Origin of the sequence: Cyanobacterium sp. T60_A2020_053 (assembly GCA_015272165.1) — a bacterium.
Classification (GTDB): domain Bacteria; phylum Cyanobacteriota; class Cyanobacteriia; order Cyanobacteriales; family Cyanobacteriaceae; genus Cyanobacterium.
This window is the reverse complement of record JACYMF010000067.1, coordinates 1-16,598: the sequence shown is the minus strand read 5'-3', so window position 1 is coordinate 16,598 and position 16,598 is coordinate 1. Positions and strand designations below refer to the sequence as shown.

14 protein-coding genes and 1 pseudogene are annotated in these 16,598 nt (G+C 35.0%); 9 read left to right on the top strand and 6 right to left on the bottom strand.

Translation table 11 applies throughout. The annotated features are described in order from the left end of the window. Window positions 1-487 precede the first annotated feature (487 nt). The 3 genes from IGQ45_09970 to moaA all read left to right on the top strand — a co-directional run bounded on the left by IGQ45_09970 (window position 488) and on the right by moaA (window position 3,909). Complete coding sequence (locus IGQ45_09970; GenBank protein MBF2057524.1) at window positions 488-1,402, top strand: septal ring lytic transglycosylase RlpA family protein; 915 nt, start codon at window positions 488-490, stop codon at window positions 1,400-1,402. Between the two features lie 242 nt (window positions 1,403-1,644). Further along, on the top strand, window positions 1,645-2,586 hold the full coding sequence (locus IGQ45_09965) for a DNA polymerase III subunit delta' (GenBank protein MBF2057523.1): 942 nt from the start codon (window positions 1,645-1,647) through the stop codon (window positions 2,584-2,586). Window positions 2,587-2,967: 381 nt separating this feature from the next. Continuing rightward, on the top strand, window positions 2,968-3,909 hold the full coding sequence (moaA, locus tag IGQ45_09960; protein ID MBF2057522.1) for a GTP 3',8-cyclase MoaA: 942 nt from the start codon (window positions 2,968-2,970) through the stop codon (window positions 3,907-3,909). A gap of 135 nt (window positions 3,910-4,044) precedes the next feature. On the opposite strand, the gene IGQ45_09955 is transcribed toward moaA, so the two are convergent. The 3 genes from IGQ45_09955 to xth all read right to left on the bottom strand — a co-directional run bounded on the left by IGQ45_09955 (window position 4,045) and on the right by xth (window position 6,149). Beyond that, on the bottom strand, window positions 4,045-4,773 hold the full coding sequence (locus IGQ45_09955) for a sulfite exporter TauE/SafE family protein (GenBank protein ID MBF2057521.1): 729 nt from the start codon (window positions 4,771-4,773) through the stop codon (window positions 4,045-4,047). 180 nt (window positions 4,774-4,953) lie between these two features. Beyond that, entirely contained in the window at window positions 4,954-5,277 is a 324-nt protein-coding gene (locus IGQ45_09950; protein MBF2057520.1) for a 2Fe-2S iron-sulfur cluster binding domain-containing protein, read from the bottom strand. Between the two features lie 83 nt (window positions 5,278-5,360). Then, window positions 5,361-6,149, bottom strand: a complete 789-nt coding sequence (xth, locus tag IGQ45_09945) for an exodeoxyribonuclease III (GenBank protein MBF2057519.1) — start codon at window positions 6,147-6,149, stop codon at window positions 5,361-5,363. Between the two features lie 590 nt (window positions 6,150-6,739). On the opposite strand from xth, the gene IGQ45_09940 reads away from it, so the two are divergent. The 3 genes from IGQ45_09940 to IGQ45_09930 all read left to right on the top strand — a co-directional run bounded on the left by IGQ45_09940 (window position 6,740) and on the right by IGQ45_09930 (window position 9,596). Further along, a complete protein-coding gene (locus IGQ45_09940; protein MBF2057518.1) occupies window positions 6,740-8,524 on the top strand; it encodes an ABC transporter ATP-binding protein in 1,785 nt (594 codons plus the stop codon). Between the two features lie 394 nt (window positions 8,525-8,918). Further along, window positions 8,919-9,374, top strand: coding sequence for a DUF29 domain-containing protein (locus IGQ45_09935; GenBank protein ID MBF2057517.1), 456 nt, complete (start codon window positions 8,919-8,921; stop codon window positions 9,372-9,374). Between the two features lie 69 nt (window positions 9,375-9,443). Then, window positions 9,444-9,596: a PEP-CTERM sorting domain-containing protein gene (locus IGQ45_09930; protein ID MBF2057516.1), complete on the top strand. Its 153-nt coding sequence runs from the start codon at window positions 9,444-9,446 to the stop codon at window positions 9,594-9,596. A 151-nt stretch (window positions 9,597-9,747) separates the two neighbouring features. Here IGQ45_09930 and IGQ45_09925 read toward each other — a convergent pair whose 3' ends face one another. The 3 genes and pseudogenes from IGQ45_09925 to IGQ45_09915 all read right to left on the bottom strand — a co-directional run bounded on the left by IGQ45_09925 (window position 9,748) and on the right by IGQ45_09915 (window position 14,369). Then, window positions 9,748-10,044, bottom strand: a complete 297-nt coding sequence (locus tag IGQ45_09925) for a hypothetical protein (GenBank protein ID MBF2057515.1) — start codon at window positions 10,042-10,044, stop codon at window positions 9,748-9,750. 221 nt (window positions 10,045-10,265) lie between these two features. Then, window positions 10,266-11,183: a hypothetical protein gene (locus tag IGQ45_09920; GenBank protein MBF2057514.1), complete on the bottom strand. Its 918-nt coding sequence runs from the start codon at window positions 11,181-11,183 to the stop codon at window positions 10,266-10,268. Window positions 11,184-11,237: 54 nt separating this feature from the next. After that, window positions 11,238-14,369, bottom strand: a pseudogene (locus IGQ45_09915) (DEAD/DEAH box helicase). 381 nt (window positions 14,370-14,750) lie between these two features. Here IGQ45_09915 and IGQ45_09910 point away from each other — a divergent pair. The 3 genes from IGQ45_09910 to IGQ45_09900 all read left to right on the top strand — a co-directional run bounded on the left by IGQ45_09910 (window position 14,751) and on the right by IGQ45_09900 (window position 16,522). Beyond that, the gene (locus IGQ45_09910; GenBank protein ID MBF2057513.1) at window positions 14,751-15,305 is read left to right on the top strand and encodes a shikimate kinase; all 555 of its coding nucleotides are present in this window, start codon (window positions 14,751-14,753) and stop codon (window positions 15,303-15,305) included. Window positions 15,306-15,430: 125 nt separating this feature from the next. Then, entirely contained in the window at window positions 15,431-16,000 is a 570-nt protein-coding gene (locus tag IGQ45_09905) for a DUF1176 domain-containing protein (GenBank protein ID MBF2057512.1), read from the top strand. 285 nt (window positions 16,001-16,285) lie between these two features. Then, a complete protein-coding gene (locus tag IGQ45_09900) occupies window positions 16,286-16,522 on the top strand; it encodes a photosystem I reaction center subunit IV (protein MBF2057511.1) in 237 nt (78 codons plus the stop codon). The last annotated feature ends 76 nt before the right edge of the window (window positions 16,523-16,598 follow it).

Genomic DNA, 16,598 nt, shown 5'->3' with positions numbered 1-16,598 from the left:
AAAGCCGATTTTCTAGTGTTAATTTACTAGGACAAATCATATCATTATTACCTCAATTTCGCCTAAAATTCTCCATTGTGATCGGGCGCTAAAGTTCATGAAAGAAAGATTAATCCCCTCATGTCATTGATTTATCAACTTTAGCATTGTGCCGTTTTACTTATTCTTCTTTCTCTGCCTTCAACGGTAAATATTGATACTAACCTAGCTTTCTGATTGATTAGTTATTTAAAATTTTTTGGAGGTTTCCATAACAAAATAAACATTCAATTATGATCAAAGTTGGCAAATTAGTCAAGCAAAATAACCATTATTGATTCAAACAATGGCAATGATAAGTTTTTTTGACTGTTCAAGAGAAAATGACGTGTTAACTTAGTGTGCGTTCTTGATTATTAATAAATGTAAATTTCCATTGAGGAACCAAAATCAACATCAAAATTGATACCTTTCAGAAAGGTTTTTTTGAATAAATAAACAAAAAACTATGCTTAAAAATATTTGCAACAATGCTGTTAAAACAGCTATGACAATGATCATCGGACTAACGGGTTTAACAATTACCACTGACGTAAAAGCTGAAACAGCGCCCTTCACCGACTCAAGTCAATCAATCACTTCATCGACACAAACTAATATTGTCTCTAAATTACCTTCGGTCCAAGAATTTATTTTCAGTAAAATTTATCCTCATCAGTGGCAAGATAAAATGGCAGCCACTTTACATTTTAAAAATATTCCTCTGCTCACATTTTTGGGTAATGATCAAAATCAGGTTAACCAAAAAGCTCAAGCCCTAGCCTTACGCTTAGAAAGACTATCTCAGGGTAATGTCAATGCCGAAAAAGTGGCAGTAAAATGGGATGATAAAAAAGAGCAATACACCATCAACTACGATCAGCAAGAAATAATCGCCCTCACTGATGAGATCATTCTTCCTGATTCTACTGATGATCAAGCCTTAGATGCTTTACAGGCTACTAACCGCCTCAGACGTTTACTCGGTAATGCTCAACCACTAGATACTATTATCAATCAGCCTCAGCAGAAAATTTTAGCAAAACCCGTTACGGTAGCTTCCACTGCTGGGGTTAAAAGCTCTGGAGGGCGCATTATCCGTGGCCGGGCTTCTTGGTATGGACCGGGTTTTCACGGGCGCCGGACTGCTAATGGTGAAAAATTCAATCAAAATGCTCTCACGGCGGCACACCGCAGTCTCCCTTTCGGCACAAGAGTTAAAGTCACCAATGTGCGTAACGGGCGCTCTGTGGTAGTAAGAATTAACGACCGTGGTCCTTTTTCTGGTGGGCGTATCATTGATTTGGCGGCTGGCGCTGCCAATGCTATCGGTTTGAAGGGCGCTGGAGTTGCCACTGTAACCGTTCAAATTTTAGGTCGTTAATTTTTACTAATGATTTCAGATATAATTTCTGGTTAGGGTGGAGAAAGGGAGGCAGAGGAAGCAGGGGAAGCAGGGGAGAAAGGGAGGCAGAGGAGAAAGGGAGGCAGAGGAGAAGGGGAGAATTATAATTTATAATTCATGCCTTAACTCTTTGATTTATAAGCATTTCACCTGATACCTGACACCCGAAACCTGACACCTGCCCTCACGACTTCACTTTTTCAGCACCACCTAGTTACAAAATGAAACCGTTAATTAAATTGGTAGGGCAACCCATTGCCGTAGAATTGTTAGAAAGGGCGGTAAAACTTAATCGTATCGCCCCTGCTTATTTGTTTGTGGGCGCTAAGGGTATTGGTAAAGCATTTGGCGCGCGCTGTTTTGCTGAAATGTTATTGATTTCACCTGACGAAGATTATTTCAGCGCCTCTCACCGTTTACATAAAGGTAATCATCCCGATTTTCTCTGGGTTGAACCGACTTACAATGATAAAGGGGAGTTATTGACGGCAAAAGAAGCAGAGGAAAAAGGCTTAAAAAAGAAAAGCGCCCCTCAAATTCGTATTGAACAAATTAGGGAAGTGGCTGACTTTTTGACGCGCCCTCCCCTCAAGGCATCACGCTCGGTGGTGGTAATTGAAGATGCCGATTTAATGGCAGAATCTGCAGGAAATGCACTATTAAAGACTTTGGAAGAGCCGGGGAAAGCTACTATTATTTTAACAGCGCCCTCCGTCGATGCTATGCTTTCTACCCTTGTTTCTCGTGCGCAAGTGATTCCTTTTGCAAGATTAAGTCAGGAAGATTTAGAATATATTTTACAAAAACAAAATTGTGCTGATGTTTTGGCTTATAAGCAATTAATAAAAACTGCTCAAGGTAGTCCGGGAAAAGCTATTCAAGACCGTGATAAATTGTTGGAAATACCTTCAGAATTGATGACAAAGTTAAATAAAATACCAGAAAATGTAGTTGAGGGATTTATTTTAGCTCAAGAAATCAGTAAAAATTTAGAGCTAGAAACTCAGTTATGGTTAACGGATTACTTACAGTCTTTATATTGGGAAAAACAAGGTAATGTGTCAGTGGTGAGGGCGCTGGAATCCGTCAAAAAAGCCTTGAAACGTTATGTCCAACCTCGCCTTGTGTGGGATTGTTTTTATCTTAACGTCACCTCTCAATAATTTTATTATTATTAACTATCTGAGCCGATAGTTATCCCTTTTTTGTCACTTTCCGAAAACATTTACGGTGTTGCTGATTTTAAATATGTTTTTGCTTGGGGTAGAGAATAGGCAGTAGTAATAATATTTTGAGTATTATATATTTGCTGTAATTCATTAATATTTCATACCATAATTCAGTAACGCCCTTTTTTTAAGTACCGTTATTATCGATTTAGAGTACAAGGACATTGGACTTTCCAGACTAAAGAAGGTTTAATATTAAATACACACTCTTCTACTAACGTGAAACATAATATCAAAGTTAGGTCAAGTTACTCCCCATTTAACGGAGATTATATCTATTAGAGCAAAACAATGAGTATCATTTAATTATTTTTGATGAAGCAATTAATCGACCCATATAATCGCCGTATTCGTAAACTGAGAGTATCAATAACCGATCAATGTAATTTAAGATGTCATTACTGTATGCCTCTTGATGCAGAGTTCATGGATAAAAAAAGTTATCTAGCGCCCGATGAATACCGAGATATTGTGGCGGAGTTAATAGATTTTGGTTTGGAAGAAGTGCGCCTAACCGGAGGTGAGCCTCTTTTACGTCAATCTTTTTCAGAAATTGTGAGTTTAATATCATCTTTGCCGTTAAAAAAAATCGGTTTAACTAGCAATGGTATTTTTTTAGACCGTTATGTGGATTTATTGGCAGATCATGGCATTATTAACTTAAATATTAGCTTAGATAGTCTGAATGAGACGACTTTTAAACAGATTACCCATGGCAATTATTTAGAGAAAATTAAACAAAATATTCTTCTTGCTAAAAATAAGGGATTCAACATCAAAATTAATGTCGTCATGATGAAAGGCATTAATGATATGGAAATATTTGATTTTGTGGAATATTCCCAAAATCTGCAAATTGAGGTACGTTTTTTGGAGTTAATGCGTATTGGTTATGCTTGTCATGAGCAAGAAGAAAAATTTATCAGCGCCCGTCACCTCATCGATAAATTAGAACAAAAATACCAACTTATCCCTGTTCAAACAGCCTTAGATTCAACTTCCTTTAATTATCGTACGGCGGAGGGCGCTAAAATAGGATTTATCGCCTCAGAATCCCAACCATTTTGCGGACATTGTTCGAGATGGCGCTTATCTGCTGATGGTATTTTGCGCGCTTGTTTGCTGAAAACCGATGGTTTATCCATTCGTAATCTCGATTATCCCCAGCGATTAGAAGTATATCAAATGTTATTGGGAATGAAGCCCTATTTACGCCCGGTTGAAGTGCGCCATCCCATGCACCAAATCGGGGGATAATTGACAATGGATAATTGATAATTGATAATGAAAAAGTATTAATCATCTCCCTTTCTCCCTCTGCTTCCCCTTTCTCCCTCTGCTTCCCCTTCCTCCTCTGCTTCCCCTTCTCCCTCTGTTTTCCTTTGTAAGAATTTAAAAACGAGAAGCCAGAGAAATAACTCCAAAAGCTAATAAAAGCGCCCCTAACCCCGGGTTAAGCCATTGGGTGATAACTCTTAAACTCAGTAAACGAGATAGCGCACCCGTAAAAGTACCAGCAATCACCAACGGCAACACATAACCCACCGCATAACTTAACAATAATACTGAGCCAAAAATCACTTGTTGACTATTGGCAATGTACGCTAATAAAGTAATTAAAACAGGGGTACTACAAGGAGAAGCTACTAAACCGAAGGTAACACCAAGTAAGTATGAGCGGAGGGGCGCTGGAAAATTCTCCTTAATCCAATCCGTGGCACCCCAGCTAGGAAACTGTAAAGGAATCAACTCCAATAAATTTAAACCCATTAGAATCGCAACGACACTTACCAAAATTGGTAAACCGATGCCAATTTGTCCATAAATTTTGCCAAATACCGCCGAAACTACCCCCAAAATCGCCAAAGTAGTAGCCAAACCAAAAGCAAAATAGAGCGACTGAAAAAAAGCTACTGTGCGACTTTGTGACTGATAACCACCAATATAAGCCACCGTCAGAGGCAACATCGACAACATACACGGCGTTAAACTGGTGGCTAATCCAGCAACCAACACAACCCCCACACTAATTAAGGTCAAATGTTCTAATTGATACCCCACCCATTGATTAGCCCATTGTTGTAGTTGGTACAATTGTTCGTTAAGACTTGTTAAATTCATGATGACAATATTTTAAAGTAGGATAGGCAATGCCCATCACATCCATTTTAGAATTACTCAAATAATATAGGGTTGAACATTGCTCAAACCTTCCAAAATATTAGACTTCTCCCACAATTAGGATTTTTGCACGGTGAAACAGGCATCTTGCCTGTATTCCGAGAAAGGTATATTAAATTATTATTTTTGAGACATCCCAAATTGACGATCATAAACCTCATCTTCTTTTCCAGCAACAATCTTCAAATCAGAGCGAGGGTAAGCCACACATAACAAAACAAAACCTTCTGCCTGTAACTCAAGAGAAACTCCCATGCCTTCACTTTGCTCAACTTCTCCGCTAATAATTTTACCAGCGCACGTCGTACAAACCCCAGCATTACAAGAATTAGGTAAAGTAATATTTTCTTTCTCCGCCGCCGCCAAAATATACTCATCTTCTGCCACTGGAAAATTATAAGTTTGCCCCTCGTGGCTAACTTCAACGTTATAAATATTACTCATGAAAATTATTCTTTTATTTAAACTCAACAAAACACATTATATTATATCGAGCCTTACCATCTCAAATTACACTACCTTACCTTTTATAATAATTCTACGATGACGGGCGCGTGATCACTTGGTTTCTCTAATTTACGAGGTTCAATGTCAATATAACAATTTTTAGCCCCAGTTAATAAGCTATCATTGCCATAAATGTGATCGATGCGCCAACCTCTATTTTTGGCAAAACCGCCTTGACGATAATCCCACCAACTAAAATGCCCTTCTTCGGGCTGAAATTCCCTAAAAATATCCTTTAAACCCATATCAAGAATATCTTTTAAGGCTTCTCTTTCTGCTTTTGTCGCCATAACGTGATTCTCTTTTCCTTCTGGTTTATAAATGTCTTTATTTTCAAGGGCAATGTTAAAATCACCACATACTAATAATTGATTATTTTCATTTTTTATACTGTTTAAATAATCTTTTAATAAAGCTAACCATGCTAATTTATACTCATACTTTTCTGAAGTAATTGTATTACCATTAGGCACATATAAATTAACAATTCTCAGATTATTAATAACTCCACTAATTACCCTTTTTTGCTCATCAAAATTATTTACTTGTGATGGGGTTAAAATGTCACTAAAGCCATAATCAATCATATCTAAAGGCTTTTTACTGAAAATGGCTACACCATTATAGGCTTTTTGACCGTAAATATAAACATGATAACCTAAATCTAAAAAAGGTTTTTGAGGGAAATCTTGATCAATTACTTTGGTTTCTTGTAAACATAAAATATCAATATTTTCTGAACTTAACCAATTCTGCACAATATCTAAACGACTACGAATCGAGTTAACATTCCATGTAGCTATTTTCATTTTAATCAGTCAAAAGGGCAAAGTTGAAAGGGCAAGGGGCAAAGGTAAATTTAAAGATAGCGTTTTAAACCCTTTATTTTTTGATAATAGTAATTAGATTATAGCGTTTTTCATTATCATGAGGTACATTCATTTTCTTAAGTCTCCCTTTTTAATGGGGATTTAGGGGGATCCTCTTGTACTTCATAAGGGTGGCAATTGCTATAAATCATATCAAGTTCGTTTGATCAGCCGAAGGCTGCCGCTGCGCGATCACTTATAAATTAATTAAAGATAATCTTAGTTCAATTTATTGAACGTAATCTTGTTAGCCGTGTAATTCATTACACGGTGGGGAAATTGCGAAGATACAATCTTTTGATACTAATTATTTGAATTTGATGTTATCCATCAAGATAATTTTATCAGAAAAGAGAATAAATATTGGGTGTTTTTGGGCTTCTAGCCCGAAATACGATGAAAAAGAAGTCTAATGATTGAATAAAATCATCGCTAAATTCAGCAACGCCACAATTTTACATCTAACTAAGGTGAGATAGGATACCATTAGTTAATGTGATTGATCATAAAAAAGAAATTTTCACAGTCTTATGACTTCTAAACCCATAAAACCCCTATCAAGATTATTAGAATATTCTCCGAAATACCGTAATTTAATTTATCAAGCCACCACTTGTTCTATTTTAAATAAAATTTTTGATTTAGCGCCCCCCGTCTTAATTGGCGCTGCTGTGGATGTAGTCGTAAAAAAACAAACCAGCGCCCTTGCCACCATTTTTGGCGTAGAAACGGTATCTCAACAACTGATTACTTTAACTATTATCTCGGTAATTATTTGGAGTTTAGAGTCAATTTTTGAGTATAGCTACGAAAGATTGTGGCGTAATCTTGCCCAAAATATCCAACATGATTTACGCTTAGACGGTTATCGACACATTCAAAATTTAGAATTAGAATACTTTGAAAATCGAAGCACCGGGCGCTTAATGTCAGTATTAAATGACGATATTAACCAGTTAGAAAGGTTTTTGGATGTGGGCGCTAATGAAATTTTACAAGTAATTACCACTATTGTTATTATTGGTCTAGCCTTTATTATCCTAACCCCTACCACAGCTTGGATGGCAATTGTACCAATCCCCGTTATTATTTGGGGCGCTGTTGCTTATCAAAAATTCCTTGAGCCCCTTTATGCTAACGTCAGGGAAAAAGTCAGCTTATTAAATAGTCGTCTTAGCAATAATTTAAGCGGTATCACTACCATCAAAAGTTTTACTACCGAAGAATACGAAATCGAAAGGATAACGGCTGACAGTGAGGCTTATCGCCGTAGTAATCAAAAAGCCATCGCTTACAGCGCCGCTTTTGTGCCATTAATTCGTTTTGTTATCTTGGCAGGATTTACCAGTATTCTTCTATTTGGTGGCTTACAAGTGGAAGCTGGTACATTAGCTGTAGGTACTTACAGCGTGTTAGTATTTATGACACAAAGGCTATTATGGCCCTTGACTAGATTAGGGCAAACTTTGGATTTATATCAGCGCGCCATGGCTTCCACTATCAGGGTAATGGAGTTACTAGACACCCCCATTTCTATTCATTCAGGAGAAATTCCCCTCGCTTTAACAATTACCAAGGGAGAAATTCAATTTAAAAACGTTTCTTTTGCTTATCAAGAAAGAGAGTCGATATTAGAAAATCTTAATTTACATATTCCTGCTGGAAAAACTACCGCCATTGTTGGTTCTACAGGCTCAGGAAAGAGTACCATCGTTAAATTACTTCTCAGATTATACGAAATTCATCAGGGGGTAATTACCTTAGATGGTGTCAACATTCAAGACATCGTTTTATATGACTTACGCAAAGCCATTGGTTTAGTGAGTCAAGATGTGTTTTTGTTTCACGGTAGCGTGAGGGAAAATATTGCCTATGGTAATCCCAATGCTACTGAAAGAGAGGTGGTGGGCGCTGCGCAAGTGGCTGAAGCACATCAATTTATCATGGAATTACCCCAAGGCTATGATACCATTGTGGGGGAAAGGGGGCAAAAACTTTCGGGTGGGCAAAGACAGCGCCTTTCCATAGCGCGCGCCGTGTTGAAAAATCCGCCTATTTTAATCTTAGATGAAGCCACTTCAGCAGTAGATAATGAAACAGAAGCGGCCATCGCTCGTTCACTACAACGTATTACAGAAGGTCGTACAACCATTATGATTGCCCATCGCCTTTCGACTATTCGTCACGCGCATTGTATTTATGTGGTAGAAAGGGGCAAAATTGTGGAAAGTGGCACTCATGATGATTTAATTGCTAAACATGGGGTATATCAGGGGTTATGGCAAGTGCAAACGGGTGTTGCTGTGGGAGTTTAATCAAAATCTGTATTCTACTTAATCAAGGTAAGAAAAATTAACCCTCACCCCCAACCCCTCTCCCACAGCAGGGTGTTTTCAAAGTCAGGATCAAAATTGATTTGTTTTTGACAAGAAGACAATATAAGGATGATCCCCCCCAACCCCCCTTAAAAAGGGGGGAGATTCAGGGAGACAGGAGGATTTTTTACTATTAATTGATTTATTAGTAGTTAAAAACCTCTGAATTTCAGATTATTGGCTAGTTTGAGAAACTAACATTTTTGAGAATGAAAACGCCCTGCTCCCACAGGAGAGGGGAGTAAGAGGAAGTTTTGAGGTGATGGCATGGGGTGGAGGGCGCTGTTGTTATAATGTAAAAGTTATAAGTTAGCAAATTAAAGGCTAGAAAAATATGGCTGTAAAAGAAAAAATAAACTTAAAAGAATTGTATGAAATTGATGATTATTTATGGATAGAAGAAACGATAAACTTACTAAAAGAAAAAAGATTAGCTGAGTTAGACTTAGATAATTTAATTGAGGAGTTAGAAGATTTGGGTAGAGAAAGAAAACTGGCGATGGTAAGTCTATTAGAGCAAGTAATTATACATTTGCTATTGCTCGATTATTGGGATGTCGAATACGACATAAATTATCGTCATTGGCAATCAGAAATTAGAAGTTTTCGCAGACAAATTAATAAGCGAATGACTACTAACTTTTATAATTATTTAGATAATAATTTAATTGATTCCTATGGATATTGTCGCAAATATGTAGTTAACAAATCAGGTTTAGATACTTTTCCGCAACAATGCCCTTATACTTTAGAAAAGTTATTGGATCAGGATTGGTTTCCTCAAAAATAGGCTACAACAAAAATGATCTTTTTTGATGACACTAAATGTATGATTAAAGGGTAATTTCGTTTCCTGAGTTTGATCCAAAATGTTGACACTCAATTCGCCACTGTTGATGATTTAATCGTTGGTCAAGCCCTTTCTTCAGTAACTGTTCCTGAACCATCCTTACTATTTGGTTTAATTGGAGTGGGCGTATTTGGTTTGTTGGGTAAAGGTAAGAAAAATTAACCCTCACCCCCAACCCCTCTCCCACAGGAGAGGGGAGTAAGAGAAAGTTTTTAGGTGATGGCATGGGGTGGAGGGCGCTTTTTAAGTAAAAAGTAAAAAGTAAAAAGTAAGAGGGGATGGGGTGGAGGGCGCTTAACTAACTATCACTGGCTTAATTTTTCCTAATTCTGGCATAAAAATCGCTCATTACTTCGATAAAAGAAGTATCTTGATGCCAAAATTGAGGATAATCTCCAGCTTTTTTGACTACTATAGCGGGAATAGTATTAGGGGAATTATCTGGTAAATGTTCTGGTATTCTTTTATCTCCTTGCCAAAATTCTTTTTGATTTATGTTGCTATTAGCTGTTACTAAGATTGGTTTAGTATAATAGGATTCTACTGGCTCTGGTGTTAAGTTCTCTGTGATTAATCCTTGAGATAAAATTTGTCCTAAAGGGGATTTCATCAATTCAAAAAGAAGGACGAATTTTATTTTCATAGATTTCATTGCCACGACTGGCAAATTCTTCTTTACTATAGCGAGGTTGTCTGAGGATCATAAAAATAAATCTCTCCTTAATATCACTAACTGCTTTGATTATAGATTATTAATGATGAGTTATATTTCCTTAAATTACCCTACAACCGGGGCGATCGCATCTTTATTTTAGAATTTGGATTGTTTAATTATTTTTTATTCTTTTTATAAGACTGTTTGATTAACGACATAATATAATCAATGTTTCCGTCATCTTGAATTTGTAACTCGTAATCTCCATTTCCCCAATGTCCAATACCGAAAACATCTCTGGCTAGATTTTTGGGATCGTCTAATTCTCCTTTTGATAAGTTTATCCAAATTTTTAATGCTTTTTTCTGAATATGAACATCTACTATATTTGAATTACCAACAAAAGCAAGATATTTTTTAGTGGGTTTTAACTCAATTCCATCTAAGTTCATTATTGCATTTTTTAGCATTCCATATAATTCTAAAATTTCTGGTGATGTCGATATTGAGTGTTCTTCTTCTGTATAAACTTTTATTTCCTTATTAACAGTCTCCACAATTTGATCGTCTCTGGAAATTGTTTTTATACTTTCTTGAGAACCTCTAGTTTTAATCTGACTATAATTCACCGTTTGGTTACTATATCTTTTCACTTCCCAAAGTTCAATTGGTAAATCTTTAAAATTAATTGCTTCTATTTGATATGTTGTAAATGACGGAGAAATAAATAAAACTCTCGATTGTGACCAATCAACATCATTTTTCTTTAAAGTTTGTTTACTGCATTCATTATTTTCTAAAATAAAATCAGCTTTATTATTCAACATTAATGACAAATAAGCATATCCTTGATCAATTACACTAAAATTTTTATCACGCTTGTACTCTATAATTACGAAAGCACTAACGTTTCTATCAAATGCCAGTGTATCTATCCGAAAACCATTAAGACTAAATTCGGATTTAATAAAATCTAATCCAAAAATTAAGTTTAAATTTTGTTCGGTTAAAATCTGAATTTCTTTTTCTAGTTTAAACGAATTTTCTTTGATTAATTCAATTTGACCATCATTTTTTATCTGATAATTTGCCATTAATTTCCAACTTTATTCAATAATTATTTTTTCTTTATTTTTAATCAATATCATCTAAATAATAGCCTGACGGTTAAGAGCGATTAACTCCTTAAAACTATCGTTATCCAATTCCGTTAACCACGACTCATCAGAACCAACGATGGCATCTGCTATTTTTTTCTTATCCTCAATCATCAAATCAATTCTTTCCTCTAGTGTACCTAAAGTGACAAACTTATGGACAAAAACATTCTTCTTCTGCCCGATTCTAAACGCCCTATCAGTGGCTTGATTTTCCACCGCAGGATTCCATCAGCGATCAAAATGAAACACATGATTTGCCTTAGTTAAAGTTATGCCTACACCCCCTGCTTTTAAAGACAAAATAAACACCGAAGGTTCAGTATTTTCTCCTTGAAATTCCTCAATGATTTGCTCCCTTTTTTTTCGAGAAGTACCCCCATGCAAATAATAAGTATTATAGTAAAATTTTTGTTTAAAATAATGTTGTAAAGCCTCCCCAATTTCCGTAAATTGACTAAAAATTAAGAGACTTTCACCCTCTGCAATTACTTCTTCAACCATCTCCCCTAATCTTTCTAGTTTGTGGGAGCGTTGGGGGTTAAAATCACTATTATCCTGTAAAAATTGACGAGGATGATTGCAAATTTGTTTAAGACGCATCAGGGTAGAAAGTATTAAACCTTTCCTTTGCATTCCCTCCGCTTCTTCTAATTCTCCCGATACTTCTTTCACCACTAATTCATATAAAGAAGCCTGTTCTTTGGTTAAATTACAATATTGTTTATGCTCTACTTTATCAGGCAAATCTTTAATAATATTTTTATCAGTTTTTAACCTTCTTAAAATAAAAGGTTCAATTAATTTTTTTAAGACAACAGACTGTTTTTTATCATTATTCTTCTGAATTGGTATCTCAAAGGATTTACGAAATTGAGTTTGTTTACCCAAATAACCCGGATTAAGAAAGTTAAAAATTGACCACAAATCCAAGAGACGATTTTCCACAGGAGTACCTGTTAAGGCTAAACGATAATTAGCATTTAATTTTAAAATAGCCTTAGTTTGAGCAGTGCTAGGATTCTTAATGTTTTGAGCTTCATCTAGGACAATTCTTTGCCATTCAACCTGATTTAATAACTTTAAATCTTTCCGAGCTAAAGTAAAGGAAGTGATAATTAAATCATAATTTTTTGCCTCAGTTTTAAAGATTTTTTCTTCAGAAATTCGATCGCCCCCATGATGAATCATTACCTGAAGATGAGGGGCAAATTTTTCCACTTCCTTATACCAATTTCCTACCACCGAAGTCGGGGCAATTAATAAAGTAGGCAATAACTGTTTATTTTCATTTTTTTCCTGAACTAAATGGGCGATAACTTGCACTGTTTTTCCTAAACCCATATCATCAGCTAAACAACCATTTAAACCTAACTGCTCTAAAAATTTCAACCAAGAAACACCTCTCTTTTGATATTCCCTTAAATTCCCTAGAAAATTATCAGGATTATTAGTTAATTCTAGTTGAGTATAATCCATTAATTTTGCCATCATTTGGGCTAAACTCTCATCATGAGAAACTTCAAACATATCCACTTCTTCCGTGGCAATTTTCATCAATTCTAACAAACTCTTTTCGTTATTTTCTTCCTGATTATTTTGCCAAAATTCTAGCATTTTCTGCATCTGATTTTGGTCTAATTCTACCCATTCTCCCCTCAATTTAATTAAAGGTATTTTAGCGTCTAATAATTGTTGCCATTCTTGAGGTGTAACAATTTCATTGCCAATAGCTAACTGATATTGATATTGAATAATACTGTCTAAACTAAAGTAACCTTTCTCATTTTTATTGCTAGAAGAAGAAGATTTTTTTGTCGATGCTTGTAAGCGGATTTTGGCTTTTTGACGACCGCTTGGAGTCCACCATGCTGGCACAATCACAGTATAACCTGCATCTTGTAAAATCCATGCAACCTCTTTGAGAAAGTCAAATGCTTCTGTTAAAGTTAAAGACAATCCTATTGGTTTATCTGTTTCTAATCCAGCCCATAATTTAGGATAAATTCTCGCTCCATAACCTAAATTTAATAGTAAGTTTTTTTCAAATTCTTTACCAAATTTTTCTGTAACTAATTGCTTAGTTTTTTTATCAAAATGCCAGTAATCTTCCAAATTTAATTTTAAGGAAGGATCTTTTTTTGATGCTACTAAAAACTCTAAATACCATTTATCGGGATTTTCTTCGGATGCTTCTTTCAGTCGAAAACATAAGTTAAAATCGCTATTATTATTGCTAACAATTATTTTTTGATACCATGTTTGCCATTGGTGATAAGTTTCTAAACTAGCTTTATCATTCAAAGGTTTTTCTAGCGAAAAAATACAGTTATGAAGTAAAGAATAATTTTCGATTTTCTTTGTAAAAACTTGGGGTAAAGAGGTATTTTTAATTATTTATTGCAGTAAATATTCAGAAAAATGATGTAATAAAGTTTCTTTTTCATAAAAATTAATTGAATCGGGTAATTCAGCAAAACCAGCCACACAAGCGAGAGGCATGATCTCAATACTTTGCTTAATTAATTGTTCATAATGATGAGAAATAATTGCCCAACTAGGGTAAATTTCCTTAGATAAGAATTTAGAAGTTTTTTTATTAGTATTTATTTCTCTATATTTTAAGGCAAGAATATACTGATCTTTAAGAATTACTTGCTGAAAATTTTGTGTATAATAGTACCAAAAAAGTAAGTCTATTCCTAATACCCATTCTTGAGGTTGATAGAGTGATAAAAAATGAATATTATTCAAATTTTTAATAATTTCAAGTAAAGGAAAGGATTCGATTGTCCAGTACTGTAATTAACTATTTTCAGGATATCCAATCTCTAAGTAACGACTTAATGTTAAAGAGGGCAAAGGTTGATTATCACTACTTGGAAGGAGAAAATATTTACTACTTATTAGTTTAACAGAATTTTGATAACTATTAGATGAAATTCTTAAATCTTTGACCAAAAAATTAGCTAAATCTTCTGAGGTTAATTGACGGGGATAAAGATTGTTGATTTTTGTATTTTTGCGACAATTTTCAGCAGTTTCTACCCACAAACAAAAAGTTCCATTTTGAACAAAATTATCTTCTGAAGAGGGAATCCATGTACCGTGAATAATTTTCATAGTTAGCTAATTTGTTTTAAAGTCTAAATGTTATTTTACTAAAAAAATATTGAATATAGTCATGAGAATGAAATAGTAAAAAAGAACTAAGAAAGTAAGTTGAGAAAATTAAGAGCGACAATTAATAATTTGGGTTTTGGCGGAAATGATGACGGTGAGAGAGATTTTAAAATTTTATCAGTGGGGTAGATTTGATAAAAAGCGCCCTCCACCGCCGTGTAATAAATTTCATGGTGGGAAAATTACGAAAATATAGCCACAAAAGATTTAAAATTGGTATATTATAAAACCACACTTAACATTTTAAGCCAATATCTTTGCGCCTTTGCGAGAGACAAAAAACGTGGTTAATTAATATAAAAGATTAATTACTAATTAAAAATGCAAGATTTATTACAAGGATTAAATATTTATTTGGTAGGGATGATGGGCGCTGGAAAAAGCACCGTAGGTAAATTTTTAGCGCATCGTCTTGGTTATCGTTTTTTAGATACAGATTCTCTCATTGAAATAATAGCAAATAAGTCCATTAAAGATATTTTTGCGGAGGAAGGGGAAACTTATTTTAGAAGTTTAGAACATCGCATTTTATCAGAAGTAGCTAGTTATACTCGCACGGTGGTTTCTACGGGGGGAGGAATTGTGCTTAATTCAGAAAATTGGGGTCATTTGCAAACTGGTATGGTAATTTGGTTGAATGCTTCTGTGGCGATTCTCTCTCAACGTCTGGAAAATGATCAAAATCGCCCTCTTTTGTTAAATCAAAATCTAGCAGAAAAATTAACCGTGATGGGCGCTGAAAGAAAATCTTTTTATCAACAGGCAGATTTAACGATTGTTCAACAAAAAGGGCAAACTACAGATGAAATTGTTGAAGAAATTTTACGGTTAATTCCTACTAAAATTAAACCACAATTAAAGCCAGAATTAAACTAAATGTAGCAATTCTATCTAAATTGTGAAATTATCAACAATTAGATTTCGATAACAAGGGGTTTAAACCCCTTGTTTGATAAGTTAAAATTATTGTTAACTATTTATTTACTTGGGGTTGTGTATTTTTGATTACCCGTTTTATTTCTTTTTCTTTACTGCTATTTTCCCCTCTTTTCGGCGGTTGCACTGTTTTTATCGATGATCGTTTTGAAACTATTGCTAGTGTGCAACCTCTTAGCAGTGATGAGGTTTTGTTGCAGGTGAGGGCGCTGGATCATAATCTTTCTTTATGTAATCAAGCTGATCTTTTTTTAATTACTAATACAAATACAACTGTATTTACTATTAATGAAAAGGAGTATATTTTACAGATTTTGTGTTTTGTGGGTGCTTATCAGGGTACATATCAATATTTATGGTACAGCGCCCTCCAGCCCAGTTTAAAAATTGTCGATTTTCTTACTTTTCAAGAAGGGGAAGAGGGATTACAGTTGACAGAGACTAATATCTTAACTGGTACAGCAGAATTTAATGATAATATTTTGACGGTGGAGACAAAGGCAAGGGCGCTGGGGGATTGCGGTAGTGTTGCTACCTATGAATGGGGTGAAGGGCGCTTTAGTCTTCAAGAATACCGCTATAAGGCACAGTGTGATGGAGTTTATGGGCAAGAATATCCTCTGATTTATCCTTAAAAATTTTTGGTGTTTTACCTGATGTCAAGTTAGCTCAATCAGTTATAAATGAGTAACATCAACATTTTAGTTCAATTTATTGAACGTAAAATCATTAGCCGTGTAATTCATTACACGGTGGGTAAATTCCGAAGAGACAAATTACAAAAATCCTTCGTTGTCAATTGTCAATTTCCCCTAACTTGCTCAAATTTTACTTAATAAAACTTAAAGTAAAAAATGCCCTAATCTGAGCAAACAAGTAGTAATCTGTTATTTAAAGATAATATTTTGGAAAAATAGTTTATTATGGCAATTGAACGTGGAGCTAAAGTAAGAATCTTACGCAAGGAATCCTATTGGTACAGAGATGTTGGCACTGTTGCTAGTGTTGACAAAAGCGGTATCATTTATCCTGTAATTGTTCGTTTTGATAAAGTTAATTATAACGGTTTTAGTGGTAGTCCTACGGGCATTAATACCAATAACTTTGCTGAAAGTGAATTGGAATTAGTTGCGGCTGCACCAGCTAAGAAAAAGTAAATCAACTCTCACCCCAACCCTTCTCCCACAGCAGGGTGTTTTCAAAGTCAGGATCAAAATTGATTTGTTTTTGACA

Bases quoted from the DNA above. Each gene is read 5' to 3' on its own strand.
- IGQ45_09970 (MBF2057524.1), top strand. From the start codon at position 488: ATGCTTAAAAATATTTGCAACAATGCTGTTAAAACAGCTATGACAATG.
- IGQ45_09965 (MBF2057523.1), top strand. From the start codon at position 1,645: ATGAAACCGTTAATTAAATTGGTAGGGCAACCCATTGCCGTAGAATTG.
- moaA (MBF2057522.1), top strand. From the start codon at position 2,968: ATGAAGCAATTAATCGACCCATATAATCGCCGTATTCGTAAACTGAGA.
- IGQ45_09955 (MBF2057521.1), bottom strand. From the start codon at position 4,773: ATGAATTTAACAAGTCTTAACGAACAATTGTACCAACTACAACAATGG.
- IGQ45_09950 (MBF2057520.1), bottom strand. From the start codon at position 5,277: ATGAGTAATATTTATAACGTTGAAGTTAGCCACGAGGGGCAAACTTAT.
- xth (MBF2057519.1), bottom strand. From the start codon at position 6,149: ATGAAAATAGCTACATGGAATGTTAACTCGATTCGTAGTCGTTTAGAT.
- IGQ45_09940 (MBF2057518.1), top strand. From the start codon at position 6,740: ATGACTTCTAAACCCATAAAACCCCTATCAAGATTATTAGAATATTCT.
- IGQ45_09935 (MBF2057517.1), top strand. From the start codon at position 8,919: ATGGCTGTAAAAGAAAAAATAAACTTAAAAGAATTGTATGAAATTGAT.
- IGQ45_09925 (MBF2057515.1), bottom strand. From the start codon at position 10,044: ATGAAATCCCCTTTAGGACAAATTTTATCTCAAGGATTAATCACAGAG.
- IGQ45_09920 (MBF2057514.1), bottom strand. From the start codon at position 11,183: ATGGCAAATTATCAGATAAAAAATGATGGTCAAATTGAATTAATCAAA.
- IGQ45_09910 (MBF2057513.1), top strand. From the start codon at position 14,751: ATGCAAGATTTATTACAAGGATTAAATATTTATTTGGTAGGGATGATG.